22 protein-coding genes and 1 pseudogene are annotated in these 25602 nt (G+C 64.9%); 8 read left to right on the forward strand and 15 right to left on the reverse strand.

The genetic code is table 11. The features are described from left to right. Positions 1–48 precede the first annotated feature (48 nt). Positions 49–264, reverse strand: coding sequence for a 30S ribosomal protein S21 (gene rpsU / locus CLAM6_RS15345; RefSeq protein WP_024951433.1), 216 nt, complete (start codon positions 262–264; stop codon positions 49–51). 425 nt (positions 265–689) lie between these two features. Here rpsU and tsaD point away from each other — a divergent pair, with 425 nt between their 5' ends. Continuing rightward, complete coding sequence (gene tsaD, locus CLAM6_RS15350) at positions 690–1730, forward strand: tRNA (adenosine(37)-N6)-threonylcarbamoyltransferase complex transferase subunit TsaD (RefSeq protein WP_054557225.1); 1041 nt, start codon at positions 690–692, stop codon at positions 1728–1730. Between the two features lie 156 nt (positions 1731–1886). Here the strand turns inward: tsaD and folK are convergent, their stop codons facing one another. Both folK and folB read right to left on the reverse strand, forming a co-directional pair. Further along, positions 1887–2426 (reverse strand): 2-amino-4-hydroxy-6-hydroxymethyldihydropteridine diphosphokinase, encoded by a 540-nt coding sequence (gene folK, locus CLAM6_RS15355; RefSeq protein WP_153636560.1) that lies wholly within the window; start codon positions 2424–2426, stop codon positions 1887–1889. Further along, positions 2423–2800 carry a dihydroneopterin aldolase gene (folB, locus tag CLAM6_RS15360; protein WP_153636561.1) on the reverse strand — a complete coding sequence of 126 codons (378 nt, stop codon included), beginning with the start codon at positions 2798–2800 and terminating at the stop codon, positions 2423–2425. Before folB ends, folK begins: the two co-directional genes overlap by 4 nt. Before the next feature lie 161 nt (positions 2801–2961). On the opposite strand from folB, the gene CLAM6_RS15365 reads away from it, so the two are divergent. Then, a complete protein-coding gene (locus CLAM6_RS15365) occupies positions 2962–3582 on the forward strand; it encodes a glycerol-3-phosphate acyltransferase (RefSeq protein ID WP_153636562.1) in 621 nt (206 codons plus the stop codon). 185 nt (positions 3583–3767) lie between these two features. Here CLAM6_RS15365 and CLAM6_RS15370 read toward each other — a convergent pair whose 3' ends face one another. The 8 genes and pseudogenes from CLAM6_RS15370 to CLAM6_RS15405 all read right to left on the reverse strand — a co-directional run bounded on the left by CLAM6_RS15370 (position 3768) and on the right by CLAM6_RS15405 (position 12763). Further along, entirely contained in the window at positions 3768–5012 is a 1245-nt protein-coding gene (locus CLAM6_RS15370; RefSeq protein ID WP_153636563.1) for a polynucleotide adenylyltransferase, read from the reverse strand. Between the two features lie 91 nt (positions 5013–5103). Next, positions 5104–5430, reverse strand: a complete 327-nt coding sequence (gene glpE, locus CLAM6_RS15375; protein ID WP_043334637.1) for a thiosulfate sulfurtransferase GlpE — start codon at positions 5428–5430, stop codon at positions 5104–5106. 78 nt (positions 5431–5508) lie between these two features. Beyond that, entirely contained in the window at positions 5509–6348 is an 840-nt protein-coding gene (locus CLAM6_RS15380) for a symmetrical bis(5'-nucleosyl)-tetraphosphatase (protein ID WP_153636564.1), read from the reverse strand. A 71-nt stretch (positions 6349–6419) separates the two neighbouring features. Next, a complete protein-coding gene (gene apaG / locus CLAM6_RS15385; protein ID WP_043334633.1) occupies positions 6420–6800 on the reverse strand; it encodes a Co2+/Mg2+ efflux protein ApaG in 381 nt (126 codons plus the stop codon). Between the two features lie 185 nt (positions 6801–6985). Further along, positions 6986–7774, reverse strand: a pseudogene (gene rsmA, locus CLAM6_RS15390) (16S rRNA (adenine(1518)-N(6)/adenine(1519)-N(6))-dimethyltransferase RsmA); the annotation flags it as partial. 194 nt (positions 7775–7968) lie between these two features. Next, a complete protein-coding gene (gene pdxA / locus CLAM6_RS15395) occupies positions 7969–8985 on the reverse strand; it encodes a 4-hydroxythreonine-4-phosphate dehydrogenase PdxA (RefSeq protein WP_153636565.1) in 1017 nt (338 codons plus the stop codon). A gap of 27 nt (positions 8986–9012) precedes the next feature. Beyond that, entirely contained in the window at positions 9013–10296 is a 1284-nt protein-coding gene (locus CLAM6_RS15400) for a peptidylprolyl isomerase (protein ID WP_153636566.1), read from the reverse strand. Between the two features lie 82 nt (positions 10297–10378). Continuing rightward, positions 10379–12763 (reverse strand): LPS-assembly protein LptD, encoded by a 2385-nt coding sequence (locus tag CLAM6_RS15405; protein WP_153636990.1) that lies wholly within the window; start codon positions 12761–12763, stop codon positions 10379–10381. 383 nt (positions 12764–13146) lie between these two features. On the opposite strand from CLAM6_RS15405, the gene CLAM6_RS15410 reads away from it, so the two are divergent. The 4 genes from CLAM6_RS15410 to speD all read left to right on the forward strand — a co-directional run bounded on the left by CLAM6_RS15410 (position 13147) and on the right by speD (position 16987). Beyond that, entirely contained in the window at positions 13147–14415 is a 1269-nt protein-coding gene (locus CLAM6_RS15410; protein ID WP_153636567.1) for an aminoglycoside phosphotransferase family protein, read from the forward strand. Continuing rightward, positions 14415–15275: a nucleotidyltransferase family protein gene (locus tag CLAM6_RS15415; protein WP_153636568.1), complete on the forward strand. Its 861-nt coding sequence runs from the start codon at positions 14415–14417 to the stop codon at positions 15273–15275. Before CLAM6_RS15410 ends, CLAM6_RS15415 begins: the two co-directional genes overlap by 1 nt. 178 nt (positions 15276–15453) lie before the next feature. Beyond that, on the forward strand, positions 15454–15879 hold the full coding sequence (locus CLAM6_RS15420) for an OsmC family protein (RefSeq protein WP_054557233.1): 426 nt from the start codon (positions 15454–15456) through the stop codon (positions 15877–15879). A gap of 313 nt (positions 15880–16192) precedes the next feature. Further along, positions 16193–16987: an adenosylmethionine decarboxylase gene (gene speD, locus CLAM6_RS15425; protein ID WP_043334620.1), complete on the forward strand. Its 795-nt coding sequence runs from the start codon at positions 16193–16195 to the stop codon at positions 16985–16987. Positions 16988–17112: 125 nt separating this feature from the next. Here speD and CLAM6_RS18120 read toward each other — a convergent pair whose 3' ends face one another. The 4 genes from CLAM6_RS18120 to CLAM6_RS15445 form a co-directional block, all read right to left on the reverse strand. Then, positions 17113–17997 (reverse strand): ion transporter, encoded by an 885-nt coding sequence (locus CLAM6_RS18120; RefSeq protein WP_082388934.1) that lies wholly within the window; start codon positions 17995–17997, stop codon positions 17113–17115. A 173-nt stretch (positions 17998–18170) separates the two neighbouring features. Continuing rightward, positions 18171–18938: a hypothetical protein gene (locus tag CLAM6_RS15435; protein WP_153636569.1), complete on the reverse strand. Its 768-nt coding sequence runs from the start codon at positions 18936–18938 to the stop codon at positions 18171–18173. A 79-nt stretch (positions 18939–19017) separates the two neighbouring features. Further along, positions 19018–22107, reverse strand: a complete 3090-nt coding sequence (gene glnE / locus CLAM6_RS15440; protein ID WP_153636570.1) for a bifunctional [glutamate--ammonia ligase]-adenylyl-L-tyrosine phosphorylase/[glutamate--ammonia-ligase] adenylyltransferase — start codon at positions 22105–22107, stop codon at positions 19018–19020. Positions 22108–22208: 101 nt separating this feature from the next. After that, complete coding sequence (locus CLAM6_RS15445) at positions 22209–22580, reverse strand: diacylglycerol kinase (protein WP_043334615.1); 372 nt, start codon at positions 22578–22580, stop codon at positions 22209–22211. Between the two features lie 287 nt (positions 22581–22867). On the opposite strand from CLAM6_RS15445, the gene nhaB reads away from it, so the two are divergent. Next, on the forward strand, positions 22868–24400 hold the full coding sequence (gene nhaB, locus CLAM6_RS15450; protein ID WP_043334613.1) for a sodium/proton antiporter NhaB: 1533 nt from the start codon (positions 22868–22870) through the stop codon (positions 24398–24400). Positions 24401–24597: 197 nt separating this feature from the next. Further along, complete coding sequence (locus CLAM6_RS15455) at positions 24598–25575, forward strand: MDR family oxidoreductase (protein WP_153636571.1); 978 nt, start codon at positions 24598–24600, stop codon at positions 25573–25575. Positions 25576–25602 lie beyond the last annotated feature (27 nt).

The raw sequence follows: 25602 nt of genomic DNA on the forward strand, positions 1-25602 counted from the left end.
GCTTGGTGTCCTTCCAGAGAGCAGACTATCACTCCCCAAAAGTACGGATCAGTAGAGACGCTCGAAACGCTTGCGCTCACGCTGAACCTTCTTGGCGTGGCGCTTTACAGCGGCCGCCTGCTGACGCTTGCGAACAGCTGTCGGCTTCTCGTAGTGCTCACGACGACGCACTTCGGAAAGAACACCGGCTTTTTCGCAGGAGCGCTTGAAACGGCGCAGGGCGACGTCGAACGGCTCGTTGTCACGTACTTTAACTGAAGGCATTAAACACTCACCTACCTTGAGATCATGAGTTCGGTTTGAACGCACATCCGGTGCAGCCACTCCTCAGGAGCCACCAGCCAGCGACGGTAAACCGCCACCTGCAGGTCGATCCAGCATCAATCAGTCGCCTGCGACACCACCGGTGAGGGTAGCCGTCGCTGGCTGGAATCACGATTCGGGGAGCTTTTGCGGGGTGGTCGGATGCACGACCCAGTCTTGCAGAGTGCCATATTCTAGACACCCGCCCCCGGCTTTGCAAACGCGGAAACCGGAAATCCTCTCTGCCTCAACGCCAGCTGGCGCGACACCCGTGCTCACAGCCAGTAGAATGTCGCGCATTCACGGCACACACGCCTCTCGGGCTCGCTCAGGCAGCCTCGCTGGCCGTGCCGCCCTCTACTTCTGATATTTCCTGAGAGTCAGCCATGCGTGTGCTCGGCATCGAGACTTCCTGCGACGAGACCGGCGTCGCCATCTACGACACGGACCAGGGCCTGCTTGCAGATGCCCTCTACAGCCAGATCGCCATGCACGCCGAGTTCGGCGGCGTGGTGCCGGAACTGGCGTCGCGTGATCACACTCGCAAGCTGCTGCCGCTGATCCAGCAGGTGATGGACGAAGCGCAGCTGAAGGCCGCTGACATCGATGCCATCACCTATACCGCAGGCCCGGGCCTGGTCGGCGCACTGATGGTCGGCGCGTCCACCGCGCATGGGCTCGCCAAGGCATGGGGAGTGCCGGTGCTCGGCGTCCACCACATGGAAGGCCACCTGCTGGCGCCGATGCTGGAAGACGATGCACCGGAATTCCCCTTCGTGGCGCTGCTGGTCTCCGGCGGACACACCCAGCTGGTCGCGGTGCGCGGACTGGGCGAATACGAGCTGCTCGGCGAGTCCGTGGATGACGCCGCCGGCGAAGCCTTCGACAAGGCCGCCAAGATGCTGGAACTGCCCTACCCCGGTGGCCCGCAGGTCGCGAAGCTGGCCGAACAGGGCGACCCCAAACGCTATCGCTTCCCGCGCCCGATGACAGACCGCCCGGGCCTCGACTTCAGCTTCTCCGGCCTCAAGACCCACACCATGGTCACGCTCAAGAAGGCCAAGGCCGCGGATGACCTGGATGAGCAGCACTGCGCCGATATCGCACGCGCCTTCGAGGAAGCCGTGGTCGACACCCTGGTCATCAAGTGTCGTCGCGCGCTGGACCAGACCGGCCTCAAGCGTCTGGTCGTCGCCGGCGGCGTGAGTGCCAACACCCGCCTGCGTGAGCGTCTGAGCCATGAGCTGACCAAGCGCAATGCCCGCGCCTACTACCCGCGCGGCCGCTTCTGCACCGACAACGGTGCGATGATCGCCTACGTGGGCGCGCAGCGCCTGAATGCTGGCGAGCAGGACACCGGCCCGATGAAGGCCGTGCCGCGCTGGCCGCTGGACAGCCTGGCTGCCCCGAGCACAGCGCAGGACTGAGCCCTGCCAGACGCCAGCGCCCTGCCAGACGACAACGCCCTGCCGATGAGAATCGGCAGGGCGTTGTCATTGAGGGGCCGGTCACACTCACCGCCGGACACTGACACCGGCAAGGTAGCGCCTGATGGTGTCAGACCGAGACATCAGAGAGCAGTGTCAGACCGTGGCATCGGCGCGAGAGATCATCCGGCAACGCCAGCTGAAGTCCACCGACCACAACGGCTGCTGTTCAGCGCGCCCGGCGGCCACGAACGCCTTCCACAGCGAGGCGTAATCCTCGCCGGTGACGGGGTGGCGCTCTTCGCCGAACGACTCGGCCAGCGGCAGCAGCACGAAGGCATTGCGATCGACCTCATCGCGCGGCAGCATCACGCCATCGACCTCCCCGGTCAGGGTACCGACGGTCAGCAGGTCCAGATCCAGGGTGCGCGGACTGAACTTGGCGCTGTTCTTGAGGCGACCATTGGCCAGCTCGAGCTGCTTGCACCAGGCCTGCAATTCGCCGACGCTCCAGTCACTCTCGAAACCCGCGACCAGATTGAGGAAGTTGCGCCCGTCGACGAAGCCCACCGGCTCGCTCTCGTAGACGGAGGACAGCGTCAGGTTGCCGAAGGTCGCCTCCAGCGCATCCAGGCAGACCCGCACATGATGCTCGCGCTCGATATTGCTACCGATGGAGATCAGTACCAGACTCATGCCGGCGCATCCGAGACGGTCTCGAGGCTGCCGCGCACGATGCGCACGCCAACGGCGGCGGCTTCCGGCACGGCGCCCGGCTTGCGCACCGTCATGGTCAGCCAGGGAATGCTGAACTCTTCACGCAGCAGCGCTGCCAGGCGCTCGGCGAAGGTTTCCACCAGCTCGAACTGGCTTTCTTCGGCGAAGGTCTGGATGCGCGCGCTGATGGCGGCGTAGTCCAGGGTGTGCGTCAGGTCATCGTCGGCAGCTGCGGCACGAATATCCGTGGCCATTTCCAGATCCATCACCAGACGCTGGCGAATGGTACGCTCCCAGTCATAGACACCAATCACGGTTTCCACGGCCAGAGCCTCGATCAGCACACGATCCACGGCGTTACCTCTATGCTTGTCGAATGAACGAATAAAAACGACGCCCAAGGCCCCGCCATCATGCGACTGATTCTACTGCACCCGGCCCCTGCTTGGCCAAGCTGCCTGCCCCTCTCTCCCTGCCTGTGTGCGACACCTCGGGCACGCAGCGAGTCGACAGCATGCTGACGGGCCTGATCGAGTGGGCCGCGCAACTGGCCGCCTGGCAACAGCTGAGCCTGCTGATGGCCGTGGCCTATGCCAGCGGTTCGGTGCTGGGCGCGGTGTGGATCTGTCAGCGACTGGGACTGCCCGACCCACGCCTGGCGGGCTCCTTCAATCCGGGCTTCTCCAATGTGCTGCGATTGCATGGCGCGCTGCCCGCCGCCCTGGTGCTGGTCTTCGATGCCGCCAAGGGCATGCCGGCACTCTGGCTGGGGCTGGCGCTCTCGCTGCCGCCCTGGGCACTGGGATTGATCGGGCTGGCCGTGCTGATCGGCCACAGCCTGCCGCTGTGGCACCGCGGCCATCGCGGTGGCAAGGCCGTGGCCGCTGCCTTTGGCGTGCTGCTGATGCTGGCGCCGGGCGTCGCCTTGAGCTGCGCCGCGCTGTGGGTCGGGCTGGCCTGGCGACTGCGCACGGCGGCCATCGCCTCGCTGGTGGCCGGGCTGGCGGCGCCCCTGTTCAGCCTGTGGCTGGCGCCGCAGATGAGCGGCGTGATTCTGGTCTTCGCCAGCCTGATCGTGATTCGTCATGCGCTGAATCTGCGCCGCCTGAGCGATGGCAGCGAGCCGCGCCTGTAAGCATGCTTTGCTCACACGCAGCGCACTGCTCATGAAAAACACGCACTGCCCATAAACAAGCACGCTCGCCCTCACAAAACCCTTCCTGATGCCACGACGCAAAAGCCCCGGCGCAGGACCGGGGCTTTCGGGGTCATATATTCGGATCATTTGCTCAGAGCAGGTGCTCAGCAGCGGGCAGGTGATCAGTGACTGTGTCCGCAGCCACAATGAGGCGCGTGCACTTCCGGCATGGCCTGCCATTCGCTCAGCGCCTGCTCGATGGCCTGCTGACGCTGCTCACTGAGCGCACGCCCGATCTCCGCCCCTTTCAGGCCCTGTTCGACCAGAGACTGCGGCGACACCGCCGTCGCGGCTTGCCAGACGGCATTGCCCAGCCTTGCCAACCCCTTGTCCTCGACGGCCAGCAGGGCCACCAGCACCGACTGGCGCTCGCCACGCCGCCAGGCATCGACACCATCCAGCCAGGCCTTGAGATCGGCTGCGCTCACGCCACCTTCCCGCCGCGAGGCCTCGTTCAATTCCCGGCACAGACGTGCCTGCTGGGCGGCGTCACGCACGGCGCTGGGCAGGCGCAAGTCCTGCGCCAGGGCATCGATCTCGTCGCGTGACAGGTGCTCCACCAGGCGCGCCATGCGCCAGCAGACCATCTCCGCCTCATCGACCAGCTGACGCGGCAGGCGATCCAGCCGCGCCAGTGCCGCTGTGAGCTGTGCGGCATCGCGAGTCAGCGGCGGCATCAGCACCGTCAGCGCCCCCAGCTCATCGAGCAGCTGGAAGTAGGCCTCGGGACTGGCCTCGCCCAGCGCCTTCTCGGTCTCCTTCCAGACCCGCTCGGCCACCAGATGCGAGACCTCGCCGCTCTCGACCATGGCGACCATCATCTGCCGTGTCTCCTCCGCGACCGTGAAGCCGAGCCCCTGATAGCGCGCCAGAAAGCGTGCCACGCGCAATACGCGCAACGGGTCTTCGCTGAAGGCGCTCGAGACATGACGCAACACGCGCGCCTCGAGATCCGCCATGCCACCGTAGGGGTCGATCACCTCGCCCTGCCCCGGCGTGCTGTCGAGCGGCTCGGCCATGGCATTGATGGTCAGGTCGCGACGAATGAGGTCCTCTTCCAGCGTCACATCGGGGCTGGCATGCACGCTGAAGCCGACATACCCGTGGCCGGACTTGCGCTCGGTACGCGCCAGCGCGTACTCCTCCTGGGTCTGCGGATGCAGGAAGACCGGGAAGTCCCGCCCGACCGGCCGGAAGCCACGCGCCTGCATGTCTTCCACCGTCGCGCCCACCACCACGAAGTCACACTCGTGCCACGGCCAACCCAGGCGCGCATCACGCACCGCGCCGCCCACGCGATAGACCTCAAGCCCGCTCAACAGGCGGTCACGCGAATCGGTCAGTGAAGAAGGCGTCGTCTGAGTCATGCGAATGTCCTTGCCCTGCGGCACGAGATACAAAGCTGAATGAGGAAAGCGAGGAAGTAAGGCCAGTGATGGCAGTCACGTGCAGGCGGCGTCAGCTACCGCTCTCGACGTCATCGCCATGCGTCAGTTGGTACTGGGTAAAGCCACCATCGAGGGAATAGACCTTCTCGAAGCCCTGCCCCGCCAGCCAGGCGGCGGCCTGCTGACTGGAATGGCCGTGATAGCAGACCACCACCAGCGGCTTGTCGCGCGGGGTGTCTTCCAGAATGGCAGCGGCACTGGCGTTGTCCAGATGACGGCTGCCCGGGATACGCCCCTGCGTGAAGCTGAGCGGATCGCGGATATCGAGTACCACGAGCGACGGGTCGCGTTGGCGCCAGTCACTGAGGGTTGCGAGATCAAGATGTTCGAAACTCATGCGGACTCCGCTTGTTGAGTAAGGGAAAGGCATTCGCCAGCGACGGCAGACCTGCTGTCACTGGCGACGGGAGGGCGCTCAGCGCGAGGTCAGCGCCGGCTCGAAGACGCGCTCTTCCGTCTCGAGATTGAGCGCCGTCAGGCCACCGCCCCACACGCAGCCGGTGTCCAGCGCCTCGACATCCTGACGCGCCGCCGGCGTCTCGCCTTCCAGAGCAGCCCAGTGACCGAACAGCAGGCGCGGCGAATCATCCCAGGCCCCTTCGGGACGCGGGTACTGGAACCAGGGACGGCTCCCCTCCGGCGCGCTATCCAGCCCTTCCTTGGCCGCGAAATCCAGTCGGCCATCACTGTACAGAAAGCGCATGCGCGTGAAGACATTGACGATGCAGCGCAGGCGCGGCGTGCCTTCGAGATCCTCCTGCCAGCGGTCCGGCGTATTGCCGTACATCTCGCCGAGAAAGCCTCGATAGTCGTCGCCCGCCAGCACGGCGTGCGCTTCGCGGGCATAACCGGCCGCCTGGTCCAGCGTCCAGCTCGGCAACACGCCGGCATGGCTCATCACCGTGCGGCGATTGCCGACCAGCGCATCCACCATCAGCGGCTGACGACGCAGCCAGTCCAGCAGCTCCTCACGGTCCGGCGCCTCGAGAATCGGCGTCAGCGTATCGGAGCGCTTGTGACGGCTGAAGCCTTCGGCCACCGCCAGCAGGTGGAGGTCATGGTTGCCCAGCACCACCCGCGCATCATCGCCCAGCGACTTGACCAGACGCAGGCACTCCAGCGAGCCCGGCCCGCGATTGACCAGGTCTCCCGCCAGCCACAGCACATCGCGCCCCGGCGTGAAATCGAGGCGCTGCAACAGAAGTTCGAACTCTTGATGGCAGCCCTGCAAATCGCCAATCGCCCACTGCGTCATGCCCACTCCCTGACCGCCGTGGCGGCCTGACTTGCTGTCCTGAATACGAAACGCTGCGTCACGCGGCCACCCTAGTGAACCTGATGCGGACCGGCGAGACGGAACGGTGCGATGGCGACCTCGAAGGTGCGCGCATGGGTCGCGTCACAGAAGGTATAGGCCCCCTGCATCACGCCGACCGGCATGTCGAGCACGGCGCGCGAGGTATAGCGAAAGCTCTCGCCGGGCGCGATCAGCGGCTGCTTGCCGACCACGCCCTTGCCACGCACTTCCTGCTCATCGCCGCTGCCCTGGGTGATCTTCCAGTAGCGCGCCAGCAGCTGCACGGTCTCATCCGTCCCGTTGTGCACGGTGATGGTATAGCGGAACACGTGTCGGTTCTCGCTCGGACGACTCTCGTCGGCGCAGTACTCGGGTACGGCGTCGATACGGATGTCCGCCACGCTACTCATGCGTCGTGGTCGCTGGCGTTGCGGGCGTCGCCCTTGGCATCGCTCTCGGCATCGAGGCGCTCGCCACTGTCACTATTCCCATCACTACCACTGGCACTGTCGGCTGCCGGCGCACCGTGGCCGACATTGCTGCGTGGACGCTTCTTCGGTGCCTTGTCGGCCTTGTCCACCGTCATGCCCTGCTCACTGAGGTGGTTGCTGATCATCACCAGCTCAGCGACGGTCAGTGTCTGCGGACGACGCGAGGGATCGATGCCCAGCGCGGTCAGCTGGTCGGCATCGATGCGGCCCTTGAAGTTGTTGCGCAGCGTCTTGCGGCGCTGGGAGAAGGCTTCGCGCACGATGACGGCGAGCAGCTTCTCGTCCTTGGCCGGATGCGGCAATTCACGGTGCGGCACCAGACGCACGATGGCGGAATCCACCTTCGGCGCCGGGAAGAAGGCGCTCGGCGGCACCAGGAACAGATTTTCCACCGCGCAGTAATACTGGGTCATCACCGACAGGCGGCCCCAGTCGGTGCCACCCGGCTCGGCGGCCAGACGCTCGACGACTTCCTTCTGCAGCATGAAGTGCATGTCGGAGATTGCGCCGCGTGCTTCCAGCAGGTGGAAGATCAGCGGGGTGGAGATGTTGTACGGCAGGTTGCCGACCACGCGCAGTGCCGGGCCATCACCGACCAGCTCCGGGAAGTCGAAACGCAGGGCATCGCCTTCGTGGATCACGAAGTCCGGGTAGTTGAAGAACTGCACGCGCAGACCCGGGATGAGGTCACGGTCCAGCTCGATGACTTCCAGCTTGCCTGCCGCTTCCAGCAGCGGGCCGGTCAAGGCACCCTGCCCCGGGCCGATCTCGACCAGGCGCTCGCCTTCCGCGGGACGAATGGCATTCACGATGCGAGAGATGACGCCAAGGTCCTGCAGAAAGTTCTGACCGAAACGCTTGCGAGCGCGATGCGCGGGGAAATGTTGGGACATGGGACTGACCTTCCTCCTGGGAATCCGTCGGGATTCCCGACAACAAGACGCCGCCATGGCCTGCAGGGACACAGGCAGACCGGGGCGGCGAGACCATCCTCGATGGTCGAATGACTGGGGTAGCGAGACGCCACGCTGTGGCGTACGCCTGACGTGCCGCCATGCGGTCACGCCCGAGTGATGCGGGGATTATCTCAGGCTCGCGCGGCGGCTGCCATCTCGATGGCGACACGTACGGCCTGCAACAGGCTGCCGACGTCGGCACGTCCGCTGCCGGCGAGGTCCAGCGCCGTGCCGTGATCCACGGAGGTACGCACGATCGGCAGGCCCAGCGTGATGTTGGCGGCTTCACCGAAGCCGGCATACTTGAGCACCGGCAGGCCCTGGTCGTGGTACATCGCCAGTACTGCATCCACGCCCTCCAGATGCCGCGGCGTGAACAAGGTGTCGGCCGGCAGCGGGCCATCCAGCTGCATGCCGGTCGCGCGCAGGGCGTCGAGCGTCGGGGAGATCACCTCGATCTCCTCATGCCCCAGATGCCCGCCCTCGCCGGCATGCGGATTGAGCCCGCACACCGCGATGCGCGGCGCGGCACAGCCGAAGTAGCGCGTCAGGTCCTTGGCGAGGATCTTCATCACCCGCGTCAGGCCCTCGGGCGTGATGGCATCGGCCACCTCGCGCAGCGGCAGGTGCGTGGTGGCCAGCGCCACCCGCAGCCCGGGGCACGCCAGCATCATGACCACTTCCTCGACCCCGCAGACATCGCGCAGGTATTCGGTGTGGCCGGTGAAGCCCGCATGCCCGGCCTCGATCACGGCGGCCTTGGACAGCGGCGCCGTCACCATCGCGCTGGCATGCCCCGCCTGGCAGGCGGCGATGGCGACATCCAGCATCGCCAGCACATGATCGCCATTGCGCGCATCGATCACGCCCGGCTCGCTGGGCACTGCCAGCGGCACCGGCCACACGGCCAGCTCACCATTGCGGGCCGGCGGCAGCGGGTCACCCGGCGCCAGCTCATGCACCACCAGCGGCAGTCTCAGCAGGCGGGCACGACTGACCAGCAAGGCGGGGTCCGCCACGGCGACCAGCTGTGCGGGGAACGCTTCCGCCTGACCGGCCAGCATGACCAGCAGTTCCGGGCCGATACCCGCCGGCTCGCCGGCGGTCAGGGCGATGATGTCGGGCGCAATCTCTTCGCGACAATTCATGACGGTGTCTCGCTGCTCCACTCGGACTTACTGCTCATCGAGACGGTTGTCGACATAGGCCTCAGCACGCACCTGCTGCTGCCAGGCTTCGAGCTCATCATTGAGCTTGCGCTGGAACAGGGTCTTGCGCACCTTGTCACGCTGGCTGGAGTTGGTCACATCCTGCTGGCGACGCTCCTCGACTTCGATGATGTGGTAGCCGAAGCGGCTCTTGACCGGCTGGCTGATCTCGCCCACGTCCAGACCATTCATGGCTGTCTCGAAGGAGGAGACCGTCTGGCCCGGGCTGACCCAGCCCAGCTCGCCGCCCTTGAGAGAGCTGCCCTTGTCGTCGCTGAATTCCTGAGCCAGCGCGGCGAAATCCTCGCCTCCCAGCAGACGGCGGCGAATGGACTCGGCACGCTCAAGCGCCTGATGATCGCTGAGGTTCGGGTTGGGCTGGATCAGGATGTGGCGTGCGCGCGTCTGGGAGATCAACGCCTTGCCCGCGCCACGCTTCTCGATCAGCTTGACGAGGTGATAACCGCTGGCACTGCGCAGCGGCTCGGAGACCTGACCGGCCTGCATGTTCGGAATGACATCGGCGAACACCGTCGGCAGCTCACCGCCGGAACGCCAGCCGAGATCACCGCCGCTCAGTGCCTGACTGCCGGCGGATTCGGCGGCAGCCAGCTGGGCGAAATCGGTGCCCTGCTCGATCTGCTGACGCAGGCTGTCGGCCTTGGCGCGCGCGGCCTTGACCTGATCCGGCGTCGGCTCCTGGGGCAGTGCCACCAGCAGGTGGGCCAGATGGTACTGGACGTCGCTGCCGACATTCTGCTGGTTGAGATAGCGGTCTATCTCACGATCGGAGATCCGCACCCGGCTGGCGACGCTGCGCTGCTGGATCTGCTGCACCAGCAGCTCACGACGCACCTGATCGCGCACCTGGGCCAGTGACATGCCATCCTGCTCGAGCTTGTCCGCGAAGGCTTCCAGGCTCATGCCGTTGTCCTTGGCGATGCCGCGCAGGGTGGCGTTGAGCTGGGTGTCATCGATGCTGAGATTGGCCTGCTCCGCCAGCTGCAGCTGAATCTGCTCGTTGACCATACGATCAAGAACCTGACGCTCCAGCACGTCGCGCGGCGGCAGGTTGATGCCACGGCTCTGCAACTGCTGACTCGCCTGGGTGACGCGCTGCTCCATGTCGCTTTGCATGATGGCGTCCTTGTTGACCACGGCAACCACGCGGTCGAGCAACTCGGCGGCACCGGCCGGCAGACTCGCCAGCACAAATGCCAGCCCCAGCGGGGCAATCAGGGTCTTGCGCATCACATGTTCTCTCGGCGTAAAAATGTTGATGGCGCCACCCTGCGGCGGCGCCTTGGCGTCATTCACGGCCTGGCGCGGCGACTCAGAAGCCCGCGTTGCGATAGCCCGGTACGGCCTGTTCCAGGTAGCTGTCAGCACTCTGGCCAACGCCTCCCAACCCCTTGAATTCAAAGGTCAGGAAGATGCCATTCTTCTCTTCGTCATCCGAGATGGTGTTGGCGGTGTCGTTGTCATCCTGCCATTCACGCCAGGTGACCTGCACGCCGTAGCAGCAATCGTTGTACTGCACGCCCAACACCTTCTCCAGTGAACGGGAATTGGTGCTGTCATACATGTAGCGGCCCAGCAGCGACCAGCTCTCGCTCATCGGCGTCGCGAAGGAGAAATCCCACTCGTTGCGGGTATAGCCCAGCACGTCATCCGCGTCCTCATCGTCGTAAGGCACGAAGCCTTCGATCTCACGATTGAAGCCAAAGTTCAGTACCGTGCCTTGTTCCGCGCGATAACGCAGCGAGGTCTGGGCACTTTCGGTCACGCCACGATCGAAATCCTGGAACACGGCCTGGGAGGCGGTCCACTGGTCGTTGAGCACCACATCGGCCTGGAAGACCACCGGCGAGCGGTCACGCGTCGCACGATAGTAGTCGGAGTAGCTGTCGAAGTCGGAGCGTGAGGTCTTGTCCGGATCACCGTCCATGTCGATGTTGCGGTCCGACAGGTAGCTCGACTGGCCGACACCCAGCTTGAGGCGTTCACGGCCGCTTTCATCGCTGATGAAGCGTGACGACACGCCGTAGGAGACCTTGTTGGTATCGCCGACGCGGTCACCCCCGCTGAAGCGGTACGGCGACCACAGCTGATTCCAGCTGAAGGCGTCTTCCGAGGTGTCGAAGTCGGGCAGATCGGACTGGTCGACCTCCGGCACGTAGGCGTAATAGAGGCGCGGCTCCAGTGTCTGGGTATAGCCGTCGCCGAACCATTCGGTCTCGCGATCGAAGATCAGGCCGCTGTCCAGTGACAGCACCGGGATGGTGGCGGACGGGCTGGTGCTGCGGTCGGTCTCGCGGTCACCGTAGTCCAGGCTGTATGACAGGCTGACCAGCTGCGCGCGCGGCTCGATGAAGCTCCAGCTCTGATCGCTGCGCCAGCCCAGCGCCGGCGCCAGACGCAGGCGCGAACCATTGGCGGCCTGGTCTTCGTCGATGTCGGTATCCGTCTCATCGACATCACGCCAGAAGTAGGTCGCGTTGGAATTCCACTCTTCGTAGAAGCCGTTGGACTGACTCCAGCGGCCATCCGCGGTCAGGCTCGGCAGACGGTAGAACGGCTTGTCATCGTTATCCAGCGGGTAGTCCATGCGCTGGTAGCCCTGCGCCTTGAACTGCAGGTCCCAGACATCGCCGTGGTAATCGAGCTGTGCCAGACGCTCGAGGCTATCGGTTTCCGTTTCCCCGAAATTGCGCCCGAAGTCGTCGAAATAATTGCCGTCGGAGGCGGCGCCGTACTTCAACTGGTAGTCGGTACGGGCATCATAGCGGCCAGCATGCTGGTAGTTGATGTACCAGCGGTCCTCGCCGATCAGATCTTCCTCGTCATCGTCGGGGTCGCTGCCGCCATCGTCATCGGCGAGCCAGGCACCCTCGATGCTGCCTTCCTCGCCACGCGGCAATAGATAGCGGAACTCGCCTTCCAGCATCTCGCCACGCTCGGAGATGTAACGCGGCGTGAGGGTGGCATCGTAATTGGGGGCCAGATTCAAGTAGATCGGCTGGGCGTAATCGAAGCCGCTGGAGCTGGTGTAGCTGAACTGCGGCCACAGCAGGCCCGTGTGGCGACGGTCATCGACCGGGAAGCGCACGTAGGGCCAGTAGAAGACCGGCACGCCGCCCATTTCCATGCGCGCATGCTTGGCCGTTCCCCAGCCGGAGTCCTGATCGATGGTGATGTCGCTGCCGACCAGACGCCACAGGCTGTTGCCCGGCTCGCAGGAGGTGAAGCTGGCATCCTTCAGGCGGTAGCGACCATCCTCGAGACGCGCCAGCTGCACTGCGTCGCCGCGCACGTGCTGCTCATGAAAGACGTAGTGACCGTTGTCGACGCTGGCCGCATCGCTGTTGAGCGAGACCCGCGCGTCGTCGCCGCGCAGCAGGACTCCGGGCTGGCGATAGGTGACAGGCCCCTTGGCAGTGGCGGTGTCACGCGCCTCGTTGACGCTGACCTCGGGCGATTCCAGCTGGGAATCGCCGCGGCGCAGCACCACCTCCCCCATCAGGGTGGCGACGCCATCGTTGCCGTAGTTGGCCTTGTCGGCCGAGGTCGTGACCTGCTCCGGCGTGTCGCCCGCCTCGATACGGTAGGCCGGCGTGACATAGCGCCCGGAGCACAGCTTGCCCTGCGGCACCTCATCATAGGGCTGCCAGTCGAGCTGACTGGCTGACAGGGGCTCGGGCGGAGCGGCCTGTGCCATCAGAGGGGCGCCGGCGGCCAGAGGCGCCAAGGTCCACAACAGACGGAAAACCAGTGGCTTGAGCTGCCAGACCGGGCGGTCATCGCCCAATCGGGCTATCGGTGCCTGCCGGGAATGAGCAGACAGAGAGGGAGTCGCGAAGCGACGCTGACGTCGCCCGGGAGCGGTCGTCGGCTTGCCCGGATGGGATGAATGGCTGCGCTGGGCCATGGCTGCTCTGTGTCCTTGGCTGGGGGAATCGGTATTATACAGGCCCAGCAACCGGCCTTCCTGCTTGCCGGTTCCGCCTGCCTTCTCGTCACCACACGACAGCATGCGGGGCCGCGGCACAGGCGTCAACTGACAGCCGGCCCCGCGCACACGCCGACAGGAGCCCAAGCCCCATGACATCCGACGCCCGCCGCCAGGCGCTGCACGCCTGGGCCGCCGCCCGCCACGACCTCACACCAGAGGCCGTGCGCATGAGCGCCGTGGCTGACGACGCCAGCTTCCGCCGCTATTTCCGTCTGCACCTCGAGGAACTCGATCCGGCCACGCCGGCGCGCATCCTGATGGACGCCCCGCCCGAGAAGGAAGACAGCCACGGCTTCGTCGCCATCGCCCGCCAATGGCGCGACGCCGGCCTGCCGCTTCCCGAGGTCTTCGCCTTCGACGAGGCACTCGGCTTTCTGGAGCTGGAAGACCTCGGCGACACCCCGCTGATGACCGCCCTGACCAGCACCGAGCACGCCGACCACTACTATGGCGAAGCCATCGGGCTGCTCGAGCAGCTGCATCAACTGCCGCCCGGCAACCTGCCTGCCTATGACGACGCCCGCCTGTCCGCCGAACTGGAGCTGTTTCCGGAGTGGTGTCTCGGCCAGCTGCTCGACATGCCGCATGACCGCCGCTACGCCGCCTGGAACAAGCTGACGGGGCAATTGCTCGCGGCCGCCAGCGCGCAACCGGTGGTGAGCGTGCATCGCGACTTCCATGCCCAGAACCTGTTCCTGCATCAGTCGGCATCCCAGCACCAGACCCGGCTGTGGATCATCGATTTTCAAGACGCCGTCAGCGGCCCCGAGAACTACGACCTGATCTCGCTGCTGCGTGACCGTCACTGGCGCTGGCCGGAACCCGCCATGGCGCGCTGGATCGAGCAGGCGCGTCTGGCCGCCTTGCCACGCTACGCCGCGGCCGGCCTGCCGGCACCGAGCCCGCTGGAATACCGCCAGAGCGTCGAACGCATGGGCGTGCAGCGCAATCTCAAGATTCTCGGCATCTTCGCGCGCCTGACACTGCGGGACGCCAAGCCTCGCTACCTGACGCTGATGCCGCGCTTCCTCGGTCACCTGCGCGAAGGTCTGGCCTTCTGCCCGGAACTGATCTCCTTCACCCACTGGCTGGATGAGGTGCTGACGCCGGCGCTGTCGCTGCGGCTGGCCGAGGAATGCGAGGCGCGCGATCTGCGCCTCGCCAATGGCGAGCGCCCCGAGATCAACCTCGATGATTACGATGAGCTGGCGGCACTCGCCGATCGCGCCGCCCGCCTGCAACGCAATGCGGCCGCCGCTGACACCGCGAAGAGCGCTGCGGCAAGTGGGGAAAGCAAGGAAAGTGGGGAAAGCAAGGAAAGCGCAGCAAATGCCGATAACCAGCCGGGGAGCCACTGATGCGCGCGATGATTCTAGCGGCCGGTTTCGGCACGCGCATGCGCCCGCTGACCGACCACACCCCCAAGCCGTTGCTGGAAGTCGCCGGGCTGCCGTTGCTGGAGCACCATCTGCTGCGTCTGGAAGCGATCGATGTGGACAAGGTCGTCATCAATGTCGGCCACCTGGCCGACAGGATTCTGAGCCACTTCGCCGCGAAGCCGAATGCCAAGGGCCAGCTCGAGGCTTGCTGGCAGGGCCGCAAGCGCCGCCTGACGCTGATCTTCTCGCGCGAGGAGACGCCGCTGGAAACTGGCGGCGGCATCGCTCGCGCCCTGTCACTATCCGATGCGCTGACGCAGGACGCAGGCGATGACACGCCCTTCCTGCTGATCAATGGCGATGTCTGGTGTGACGTCGACCTCACGCTGCTGACCATCCAGGCGCTGGCGAGCCATTCACTGGCCCCGCTTGCCGACCAGCCGCAGGCGCTGGCGGGTCTGGTGCTGGTGGATAACCCGCCACATCATCCCGAGGGAGACTTCCTGCTCACCCCGACGGGGATAGTGAAGGATGAAGCCGGCGCCGAGAGCGACGAACAGGACGAGAAGGAAGAGAAAGACGAGCAGGAAGAGCAGGCCGGCACCCACCTGACCTTCTCCGGCGTGTCGTGGCTGTCACCACGCCTGATCCGCCGCGCCATTGCCGAGACACCGGCCTATCAGGGCCCCGACAGCGTCTTCAAGCTGGCGCCGCTGCTGCGTGAGGCCATGCAGCATGGCGAGGTGCGCGGCCTGCATCATCGCGGCGCCTGGATCGATGTCGGCACCCCACAGCGTCTGGCCGAGCTGGATGAGCTGCTGAGCCACGCCAGGGCCTGAGCCAGCGCGATATAAGCTCAGCGCTGGACGTTCCTCCGGGCACGGCGATGACAATGCTACCCTGTGCGCCATCGTGCTCACCGCGCCCTTATTCCTATAGCTCCTGGCCTTTATAGCCACTAGCTCCGGGCCGGTGGCGCATCAACGACTTATCAGAAGGAGAAGTTCCGACATGGCAATGAACGCCAGCATCAAATGGACCGATGGTCGACAGTTCCTCGCCGAATCCGGCAGCGGCCACAGCGTGGTCATGGACGGCAATCCGGACAACGGCGGTCGCAACACCGGTCCGCGTCCGATGGAAATGCTGTTGATGGGTCTGGGCGGCTGCACCAGCTTCGATGTCATCCAGATTCTGGAAAAGGCCCGCCAGCAGGTCACCGACTGTCACGCCGAACTGAGCGCCGAGCGCGCCGATAGCGTGCCGAGCGTGTTCACGAAGATTCACGTCAAGTTCGTGGTCACCGGTCGCAACCTCAAGGAATCCCAGGTCAAGCGTGCCGTCGAGCTGTCCGCCGAGAAGTACTGCAGCGCCTCCCTGATGCTGAGCGCCGGGGGTGTCGAGATCACTCACTCCTACGAAGTCATCGACATCGCGGCCTGATCACGCCTCGCCCTCCCGCCGCTCAAGGCCCCACCGACAGCGGGAGGGAGCGCACCACTGACGACGTCTCGCCAGGATCGGCGGGAATTGTCGCTGGCGTGTCAGCCCTGCCTGTGCATAATACGCCCCTCAAACCGGTCGTCTCACCGGTCGTCTCGTGGCAAAGATGGTACGCAATGCTCCCTGTGAGTCATGCTGCCAGCGCTCGGGACGGGCCTTTCGAGATGTCCTCTTCGGCCCGATGCCTGCCTCTGCCCCATTGCAATGGCACATCGGATGTCATACCACCCTCCCATTTCAAGGAGGCCTGGACGTGAGCGATCAACTCCGCCTTCACGGGTTCAACAACCTCACCAGTTCGTTGAGCTTCAATATCTACGACATCTGCTACGCGCAGACCGAAGAGCAGCGCACGGCGTATATCGATTATATCGATGAGCTCTACAATGCCGAGCGTCTTACCCAGATCCTCAAGGATGTCACCAACATCATCGGTGCCCACGTGCTGAACATCGCACGCCAGGACTATGAGCCGCATGGTGCCAGCGTGACCATCCTGATCGCCGAGCACGAGCTGGAAGAGCAGGACGTGTCCCAGACCGCGCCGGGCCCGGGCCCGCTGCCGGAAACGGTCGTCGGCCATCTGGACAAGTCTCACGTCACGGTGCACACCTATCCCGAGTCCCACCCGGACAACGGCATCAGCACCTTCCGTCTCGATATCGATGTCTCGACCTGTGGCATGATCAGCCCGCTGAAGGCGCTGAACTATCTGATCCACAGCTTCGATTCCGATATCGTGACCATGGACTACCGCGTGCGTGGCTTCACGCGCGACGTGGATGGCAAGAAGCTGTTCATCGATCACGACATCACCTCCATCCAGGATTACCTGGCGGAAGACACCAAGCGTGCCTACCAGATGGTCGATGTGAACGTGTATCAAGAGAACATGTTCCACACCAAGATGCTGCTCAAGGACTTCGAACTGGACAACTATCTCTTCGGCACCTCGCGTCGCGAGCTGACCTTCGAGGAAGCCACCAACATCGAAGGCCGTCTGCGTCGTGAAATGCTCGAGATCTTCTACTCGCGCAACTTCGACTGATCATCGCCTGCGTCATGCACGGCAGTCGCAGCGCCTGTGTCTGCTTGCCTGAGACCTGATGACAGTCCGCAAAAAGCCCCTGACACCTCACGGTGTCAGGGGCTTTTTGTTGCCTGCCTGCCGGTTCAACGTTCGCCGGCAGGGCCCTCCCTGTCAGGCGGGGCGGCATCCCCCAGGCGCTGTTCCATCTCCTCATTCACCTGGCGATGCAGCGCCTCGCGGTGGCGTTCGCGCTCAGCCAGCGACTCGCCCCGCTCCTGCGCGACCTGATCCAGCCGCTCACGCAGCTCGCGCACCTCCGTCGTCAGCTCGCTGATCTGATGATAGAGCGCCCGCGTCATGTCGCGCTGAGCACGCGCCGCCCGGGCCTCCTGCTCGCTGTCATCCTCGATGAAGATCGAGCTGATATAGGCGGCGAAACTCCCGAACAGCCCCACGCCCCCGACCATCAGCAGCACCGCCACCACGCGACCGAGCGTCGTGATGGGATAGTAGTCGCCATAGCCGACGGTGGTCACCGTCACCACCGCCCACCACAGCGCCTCCTCGGCGGTATTGATGGGGCTGTCGGGATTGGGTGTCTCCACCATCAGCATGGTCAGGGCGCCAAACACCACCAGCAGCACCGTGGCGGTGGCCGCCGAGGCGAAGACCCCCTCGGCCCGGTTGCGGAACAGCAGCTTCCAGATCATTTCCATCGACTTGATGGCGCGCAGCACCCGCAACACCTGCACCACGCGAAACAGCCTCGCGCCCTGGAAGAGCCCCGCCGGAATACAGGCCAGCAGGTCGATCCAGCCCCACTTCATGTACTCGCGCTTGCTCTTGGCACTGGCGAAGCGCTTGCAGAAATCGATGAAGAAGAACAGACAGACCACATAGTCCATGTATTCCAGCAGCCGCTGGACCTGGGGTGACAGCACAAAAACAAGGTCCACCACCATGGCGCCGATCACATAGATCGACAGCACCAGGATGAACAGCTGAAAGGGCGTGACGCGTTCCTGCATCCGAAGACTCTCCGTGAATGGGGCTCTGGAAAGCCTACCCCATCCTCGTCGCCCTGACAGTGTGAAGCCACCGCTGGCGTACGCCCGGGCACTCATCTGTCCGATGGTTCATGCATCCCTGGGCTCATGCGCCCGGTGGTTCATGGATTTCTGGGCTCAGGCGCCCGCGCTCATCAAGCCTTGCTGCGCGACTCCTCGTCACTCGGGGGCTGGAAGGTGGACTGCTCGCTGATGTCCTCCCCACTGATGCGATTCAAAAGCTTGCGCAACTTGTGACGCTGCCTGCGTGATGACAGGCGATTGGAATCCCAGCGCTCCGGTACCAGCGCACATTCTCCATTGGCATCGTGCAGGCGGAAGGCACGCTCGACGCCGATCGGATGGTCCTCACTGCCATAGATACCGATGATGCTCAGCGTCAGGCGCTGGAATTCCAGCTGCTCATTGCTGGGCCAGTGACCATCGAGCGAGATGCCATTGCGGCGCGCCATGCGCTCGATGACTTCAGAGAAAGTCCCGATATGCAGGAAGTCGCCCGAGCCCAGCGGCCCCTGACGCGTGGTATCGGAGATACGCCATTCACTGCTGCTGGAAGCCTCCTGCGCGGACTGCTCGCTGTCGCCGTCCTGCTGATTGTTACCCTGCTCGTCACCTTCCTGATAGCTGCGTTCGAACTCGGTGACATCCATCAGCAGGCTGCCATGACTGGTATCCAGCCTGGCGATGATGTGCTCGATGAAGATCGATTCGGCACTCATGTTGCTGACGATGCACAGACTGTCGATACCCTTGGACTTGCCGCGATTGATCAGCACTCGCGGGCGACGCTGGCGACGGAAGTTGTGATACAGCAGCTGCGCGTAGACCAGCCAGATGAAGAACGAGCCGATACTGGCAATCGCCGAGATGGTTTTCGAGTGATTCGCAATCCACTCCATCATGCTGACCTCCCCTGTCAACGTTGTCTGGTGCACCCTTTCTTGGGGACAGCGACAGGGGATTGCGAGCATTGATTTGGCGTTAAACTCCCTCGTGACTGACCTGGTCCTCGCCCAGCAGTGCCTGCCAGAGGGTGATGACCCGCTCACGGTGGGCGGCAATCACCGGGTGCTGCTCCAGCCGCATCAGGCTGCCGTGCTTCTCCAGCGCCAGGCGATGACTGACATCGCGATAGGCCAGATAGGCCTCGCGCAGCTCACCGGCCTGCTCGCCCGGCAGCCGTCCGCAGGACTCGAGGGTTTCCAGCAGCCGCATGTTGTCGCTCCACTCGAGCAGAGCAGGCACCTGATGACTCAGCGCCAGCACGCAGTACTGGGCGAGAAACTCGATGTCGACGATGCCGCCGGCGTCCTGCTTGAGGTGGAACTGGCCGGCCTCGCGGTCCTTGGCGCTGCTGCCCAGGTGGTCACGCATCTTGTGGCGCATGGCGATCACCTCCTGGCGCAGCGTCTTCTCATCCCGCTGCTGACCGAGCACCTCACGGCGCACCTCCTCGAAGGCCAGCGCCAGCGCCGGGTCTCCCGCCACGGCCCGCGCGCGCACCAGCGCCTGATGCTCCCAGGTCCAGGCTTGCGTGAGCTGATAATCCCGGAAGGCCGCCAGACTCGAGACCAGCAGTCCCGAGTTGCCCGACGGGCGCAGGCGCATGTCGACCTCGTAGAGCGCACCGGCCGGCGTCACCGCCGTCAGCAGGTGGATGATGCGCTGCCCCAGACGCGTGAAGAACAGCGGGTTGTCCAGCGGCCGCGGGCCGTCCGTCTGGCCCTTGCTGGCCGCATCATGCAGGAAGACGAGATCCAGATCCGAGCCATAGCCCAGCTCGATGCCACCCAGCTTGCCGTAGCCGACGATCACGAAGCTGCCACTCAGGCTGTCGCCGGTGATCGGCTGGCCATCGCGCCCGATGGGGAAGCCATGCTTGCGGGTCAGGGTCTTCCACGCCATCGCCAGCACCTGTTCCAGCACCACCTCGGCGATGAAGGTCAGATAGTCACTGACCTTCATCAGCGGGCGGGCACCGGCGATATCGGAGGCCGCCACGTGCAACACCTGGGCGTGGCGGAACACCCGCAAGGCCTCGAGCAGCGCCTCTTCATCATCTTCGGGAATGCGCGACAGCGCAGTGCGCAGCTCATCGGCGAGGCGCGTCTTGTCGGCGGGTGAGTACAGGTTATGCGGGTGCAGCAGCTCGTCGAGCAGCACCGGATAGCGCGCCAGCTGCTCGGCGATCCACGGGCTGGCCGCACACAGGCGCATCAACTGCGCCAGCGCATCTGGATTCTCGCGCAGCAGCGCCAGATAGGCCGTCCGCCGCAATACCGCCTCAATCAGCGGCAAGACGCGCTCCAGCACTCGGCTGGCATCGTGCTCGCCGGGCTTCTCGGGGTCGCCCGCCGCCGAGCCCAGCGCCTGCAACAATGGCGGCATCAGTGCATCGAGGCGATCAAAGCCGATGCGCTGCATGCCCTGCACTGCACGTGACCGCCGCAGGCTGTCGAGACGCCGGAAACTCTCGGCCGCACTCTCAAAGCCGCTCTCGGCGAGCAGTGCCTCGCCCTCCTCGGCCGTCAGCTCGCCACGCCACAGTGCTCGCCACTCATCCAGCGCCTGCTGACCTTCGCCCTGCTCGGCCTCGTCGTCTTCCGGCGCGGCGATCACATTGTCAAAGTGATGGCGGATGCGCGTGCGCACCTCCTCCAGGCGCGCGGTGAGCGCCTCCCAATCGGGCAGCTTCATGGCCAGCGCGAGACGCTCGCGGCCCAGCGGGTCCAGCGGCAGTGTCTGGGTCTGGCGGTCGGCCTGGGCCTGTAGGGCGTGTTCGAGATCGCGCAGGAAGACGTAGTCCGGCACCAGCTCATCCACGACCGCCTGCGGCAGCAAGCCCAGGGCTGGCAGGCGCGCAAAGGCCTGCTTGAGTGAAGTGACCTGCAATTCCGACTCACGTCCGCCCCGAATCAGCTGGAAGGCCTGGGCGACGAACTCCACCTCGCGAATGCCGCCGGAGCCGAGCTTGATGTTGTCGGACAGCCCGCGCCGCTTGACCTCGCGATTGATCATCGCCTTCATCTCGCGCAGCGACTCGATGGCACCGAAATCCAGATACTTGCGATAGACGAAGGGCCGCAGATGCGCGATCAGGCGCTCGCCGGCAGCGACGCTGCCCGCCACCGGGCGCGCCTTGAGCATCGCGTAACGCTCCCATTCGCGGCCCTGATCCTGATAGTAGCTGGCCAGCATCGAGAAACTGCCGACCAGTGGCCCGCCGTCCCCCAGCGGACGCAGCCGCATGTCGACGCGAAACACGAAGCCATCGGCGGTCATCGCGTCCAGCGCGGCAATCAGCTTCTGGCCGAGACGCGTGAAATATTCCTGATGATCCAATGACTTGCGGCCACCTGACGTCTCGCCCTTGTCGGGGAAGGCGAAGATCAGGTCGATATCGGAGGAGAGGTTGAGCTCGCCGGCGCCCAGCTTGCCCATGCCGAGCACCACCAGCCGCTGCGGCTCGCCGAAGCGGTCCGGCGCGGGGCGGCCGTAACGCGGCTCAAGCGAGGCTTCCAGCCAGCCAAGCGCGCCCTCGAGAGTGACTTCGGCGAGGTGCGAGACCGCCGCTGCGGTCTGCCACATGTCGGCGCCGTTGAGGTCGCGCCACACGATGCCCAGCATGCGCAGCTGGCGGAAGCGCCGCAGCACCTGCTGCATCGCCTTCTCATCTTCGGCGCTGGCGAGGCCGGCAGCGAGACGCTCAGTGAGCTGGGCGACCGGCAAGGCGCGCTCCAGCTCGCCACTCTCGAGCAGCTCGGACAGCAGTTCAGGGCGGCGGCACAACGTCTCCAGCGCGAAGTCGGACAGCGTGATCAGACGTCCCAGCTGGCTGCGCTGACGCTCATCGAGGGCCAGGAAGGTCGCCAGCGGTGAGCTGTCATCGCCACGCATCTCGCTGAGGTTCTCAGCCTGGGTCAGGCTCTCTTCGAGACGCTCCTGGGCGGCGCACAAGGCGCTCTCGAGCGTGGCACGGCTGTCAGTCGACTGCTCGGCCAGCAGCGATGACGGCGCAAGGAAATCAGCGGGCAACAGTGGGCGGGACTGCGCGGGGGATGGCTGGGGCATGGTCGTCTCCTTCGATCCAGCCCTCAGCATAACGGAGGCCGCAGGCACATGACACGGCCTGCCCGCCGACCCCTTTCATTGATGTGGTCGGGGCTGGTCGCTCAGCCGAACAGCTTGTCGTAGAGCAAGGTGCCCCAGGTCAGGCCAGCGAAGATCAGGCTGATCATGACCGCCGCCGAGCCCATGTCCTTGGCGCGCCCGGACAGCTCATGGAATTCCGGGCCGATGCGGTCAATCGCGGATTCCACCGCCGAGTTGAGCAGTTCGACCATCAGCACGATCAGCGTGGAGCCGACCAGCAGCAGCCACTCGACATGCGAGTCACCGATCCACCAGGCAAACGGCAGCAGCAAGGCGCACAGCACGATCTCCTGGCGGAAGGCCTCTTCGTTGCTCCAGGCGGCCTTGAGGCCCTTGAGCGAGTAACGCGCGGAATGCTTGAGGTGGGTCAAGCCGGTATGCCGTGATTTCATCTTCGGGTCTCGTACAGAAGCAGCACGGAGGCTGCAAAGGCCGATCTTTCAATCGGACGACGTCTGCCAGCAACACGCCTCGGGAGAGCTCGCAGCACACCGGCCAGCGACAGCGCAGCGCTGCCTGCGCGATTTTCACGACCAAAGGCTACCCGAGACCTCATCGACGGGCGTGCTCTAATACCGCCAGGCGCTCGATGACGGCGGCGATGATAGCAAAGCACGCGCTGAAGCGGCATTGCCGATCCCGTCCTCCAACAACAACAAATCAACGCCGGGAACTGCCCATGCCTTCGCTATCACACGACACACGCCAGACGCTCAGCCGCGGACTGGCGCGCAACTTCCTCGGCCAGTCGCCACGCTGGTACAAGCAGCTGATGTGCCTGTTTCTGATCACCAATCCGCTGCTGCTGTGGTTCAGCGGTCCGCAAGGTGGCGTGATCGTCGGCTGGCTGCTGCTGGGGGAGTTCATCTTCACGCTGGCGATGGCGCTCAAGTGCTATCCCCTCCAGCCAGGTGGCCTGCTGGCACTGGAGGCCGTCGTCATCGGCATGGCCTCGCCGGAGGCCATCATGCAGGAGATGGAGCGCAACCTGCCGGTGATCCTGCTGCTGATGTTCATGGTGGCCGGCATCTACTTCATGAAGCCGCTGCTGCTGTATGCCTTCACCAAGATCATCCTCGGCGTGCGCTCCAAGACCTGGCTGTCGCTGATGTTCTGTCTCTCCAGCGCCCTGCTGTCCGCCTTTCTCGATGCCTTGACGGTGACGGCGGTGATCATCGGCATCGCGGTGGGCTTCTACTCCGTCTACCACAAGGTGGCCTCGGGCAAGCATTTCGATACCCAGCATGACCATGCCAACGATGTCAGCGTCGAGGCCGTGCACAGTGAAGACCTCGAGGATTTCCGCGGCTTTCTGCGCTCGCTGCTGATGCATGGCGCGGTGGGAACCGCGCTGGGAGGCGTCAGCACCATGATCGGCGAGCCGCAGAATCTGGTGATCGCCAAGGCCGCCGAATGGGACTTCATCGACTTCTTCCTCGCCATGGCGCCGGTCACCGTGCCGACCTTCTTCGCCGGCCTCGCCCTGTGCGTGCTGCTGGAGCGTGGCCGCTGGTTCGGCTACGGCCAGCGCCTTCCCGCCAGCGTACGACGCATTCTCGAGGATTATGACCATCACCAGGATTCACGGCGCACGCCGCGGGAACGCGCCGCGCTGATCGTGCAGGCCGTGGTGGCCGTGCTACTGGTCCTGGCGCTGGCACTGCACATGGCAGAAGTCGGGCTGATCGGGCTGGCGGTGATCATCCTGCTGACCGCCGGCAACGGCATCACCGATGAGCATCAGATCGGCCGCGCCTTCCAGGAATCGCTGCCCTTCACCTCGCTGCTGGTGGTGTTCTTCACCATCGTCGCGGTCATCCACGAGCAGCATCTGTTCCAGCCGTTCATCCAGTGGGTACTGAGTCTGCCCATCGAGGAACAGGCCGGCGCGCTGTTTCTGGCCAACGGCCTGCTCTCGGCCATCTCGGACAATGTCTTCGTGGCCACGGTATACATCACCCAGGTCAAGAACGAGTTCGTGGCCGGCAATATCAGCCGCGAGCACTTCCATGCGCTGGCGGTCGCGGTGAACACCGGCACCAACCTGCCCAGCGTTGCGACCCCCAACGGCCAGGCGGCGTTCCTGTTTCTGCTCACCTCCGCCATCGCGCCGCTGGTCAGGCTCTCCTACGGGCGCATGGTGTGGATGGCGCTGCCCTACACGGTGCTGATGACGCTGGTCGGGCTGGCCACCGTGCGCAGCTTCATCTAGTCAGCACCTCCTGTTACCGGGGCCAGCCGCACCTCCGGCTGGCCCCGGTTGCGTCAGTCTCATCCCAATGTCGATATCGCGAGACTTCCCCACAGCGTCGCTTGCAGGCACTGTGAGATGACGCGTCTCGATCAGACGCCGTGACACCTTCAAGCAGGAAGACCGCCAACACCAACGCCATCCACAAGGAGACAGCCATGTCCCGCGCACTGATGCTGCACGAAGAGACACCTCGCGCTCGAGTCGTCGACCTCTCCGATGATCAGCTACCTGACCTGCCTGTCACGGTGGCCATCGAGCGTTCCGGACTCAACTACAAGGACGCGCTGGCCATTACTGGCCGTGGCAAGATCGTTCGCGAGCTGCCCTTCGTGCCGGGCATCGATTTCGCGGGTCGCGTCGAGGCCTCCGACTCGCCGGATTATCAGCCGGGCGATGAGGTCCTCCTGACCGGCTGGGGCGTGGGCGAGCGCCATTGGGGCGGCCTGGCCGAGCGCATGCGCGTCAAGCCCGAGTGGCTGGTCAAGCGCCCCGCCAATCTGAGCGCCGAGCAGGCCATGGCCTTCGGCACCGCCGGCCTGACCGCCATGCTATGCGTGATGCGTCTCGAGGAGGCCGGCCTGACGCCCGAGCAGGGCCCGGTGATCGTCACCGGCGCCACCGGTGGGGTCGGCAGCTGGGCCGTGCAGATGCTGGCTGGGCAAGGCTTCGAGGTTCACGCGGTCAGCGGCAAGGCCGAGCAGCGCGAATGGCTCGAGTCACTGGGCGCGAGCGAAGTCCATCTGCGCAGTGATTTCGAGGACAAGGGCCGTCCGCTGGAGAAGAGCCGCTGGGCAGGCGCCGTGGATACCGCCGGTGGCCAGGTGCTGGCCAATCTGCTGGCGCAGATGAATTACGATGGCAAGGTGGCGGCCGTGGGCCTCGCGGCGGGCGCCGACCTGCCCACCAGCGTGATGCCGTTCATCCTGCGCGGTGTCTCGTTGCTGGGCGTCGATAGCGTCATGATCAACGCCGAACGCCGGCAAAAGGTCTGGCAGCGTCTGGCCGACCTGCCGGACGAGATGCACACCCAGATGCAGCTCGAGACGGTCGGCCTGGAAGGCCTCGCCGAACGCGCCGAGGCGATGATCGACGGACGCGTCAGCGGTCGTGTGCTGCTCGACCCGACGCGCTGAAGACACTCGACGCACGACCCGCGACGG

This window comes from Cobetia sp. AM6, assembly GCF_009617955.1.
GTDB lineage: Bacteria > Pseudomonadota > Gammaproteobacteria > Pseudomonadales > Halomonadaceae > Cobetia > Cobetia amphilecti.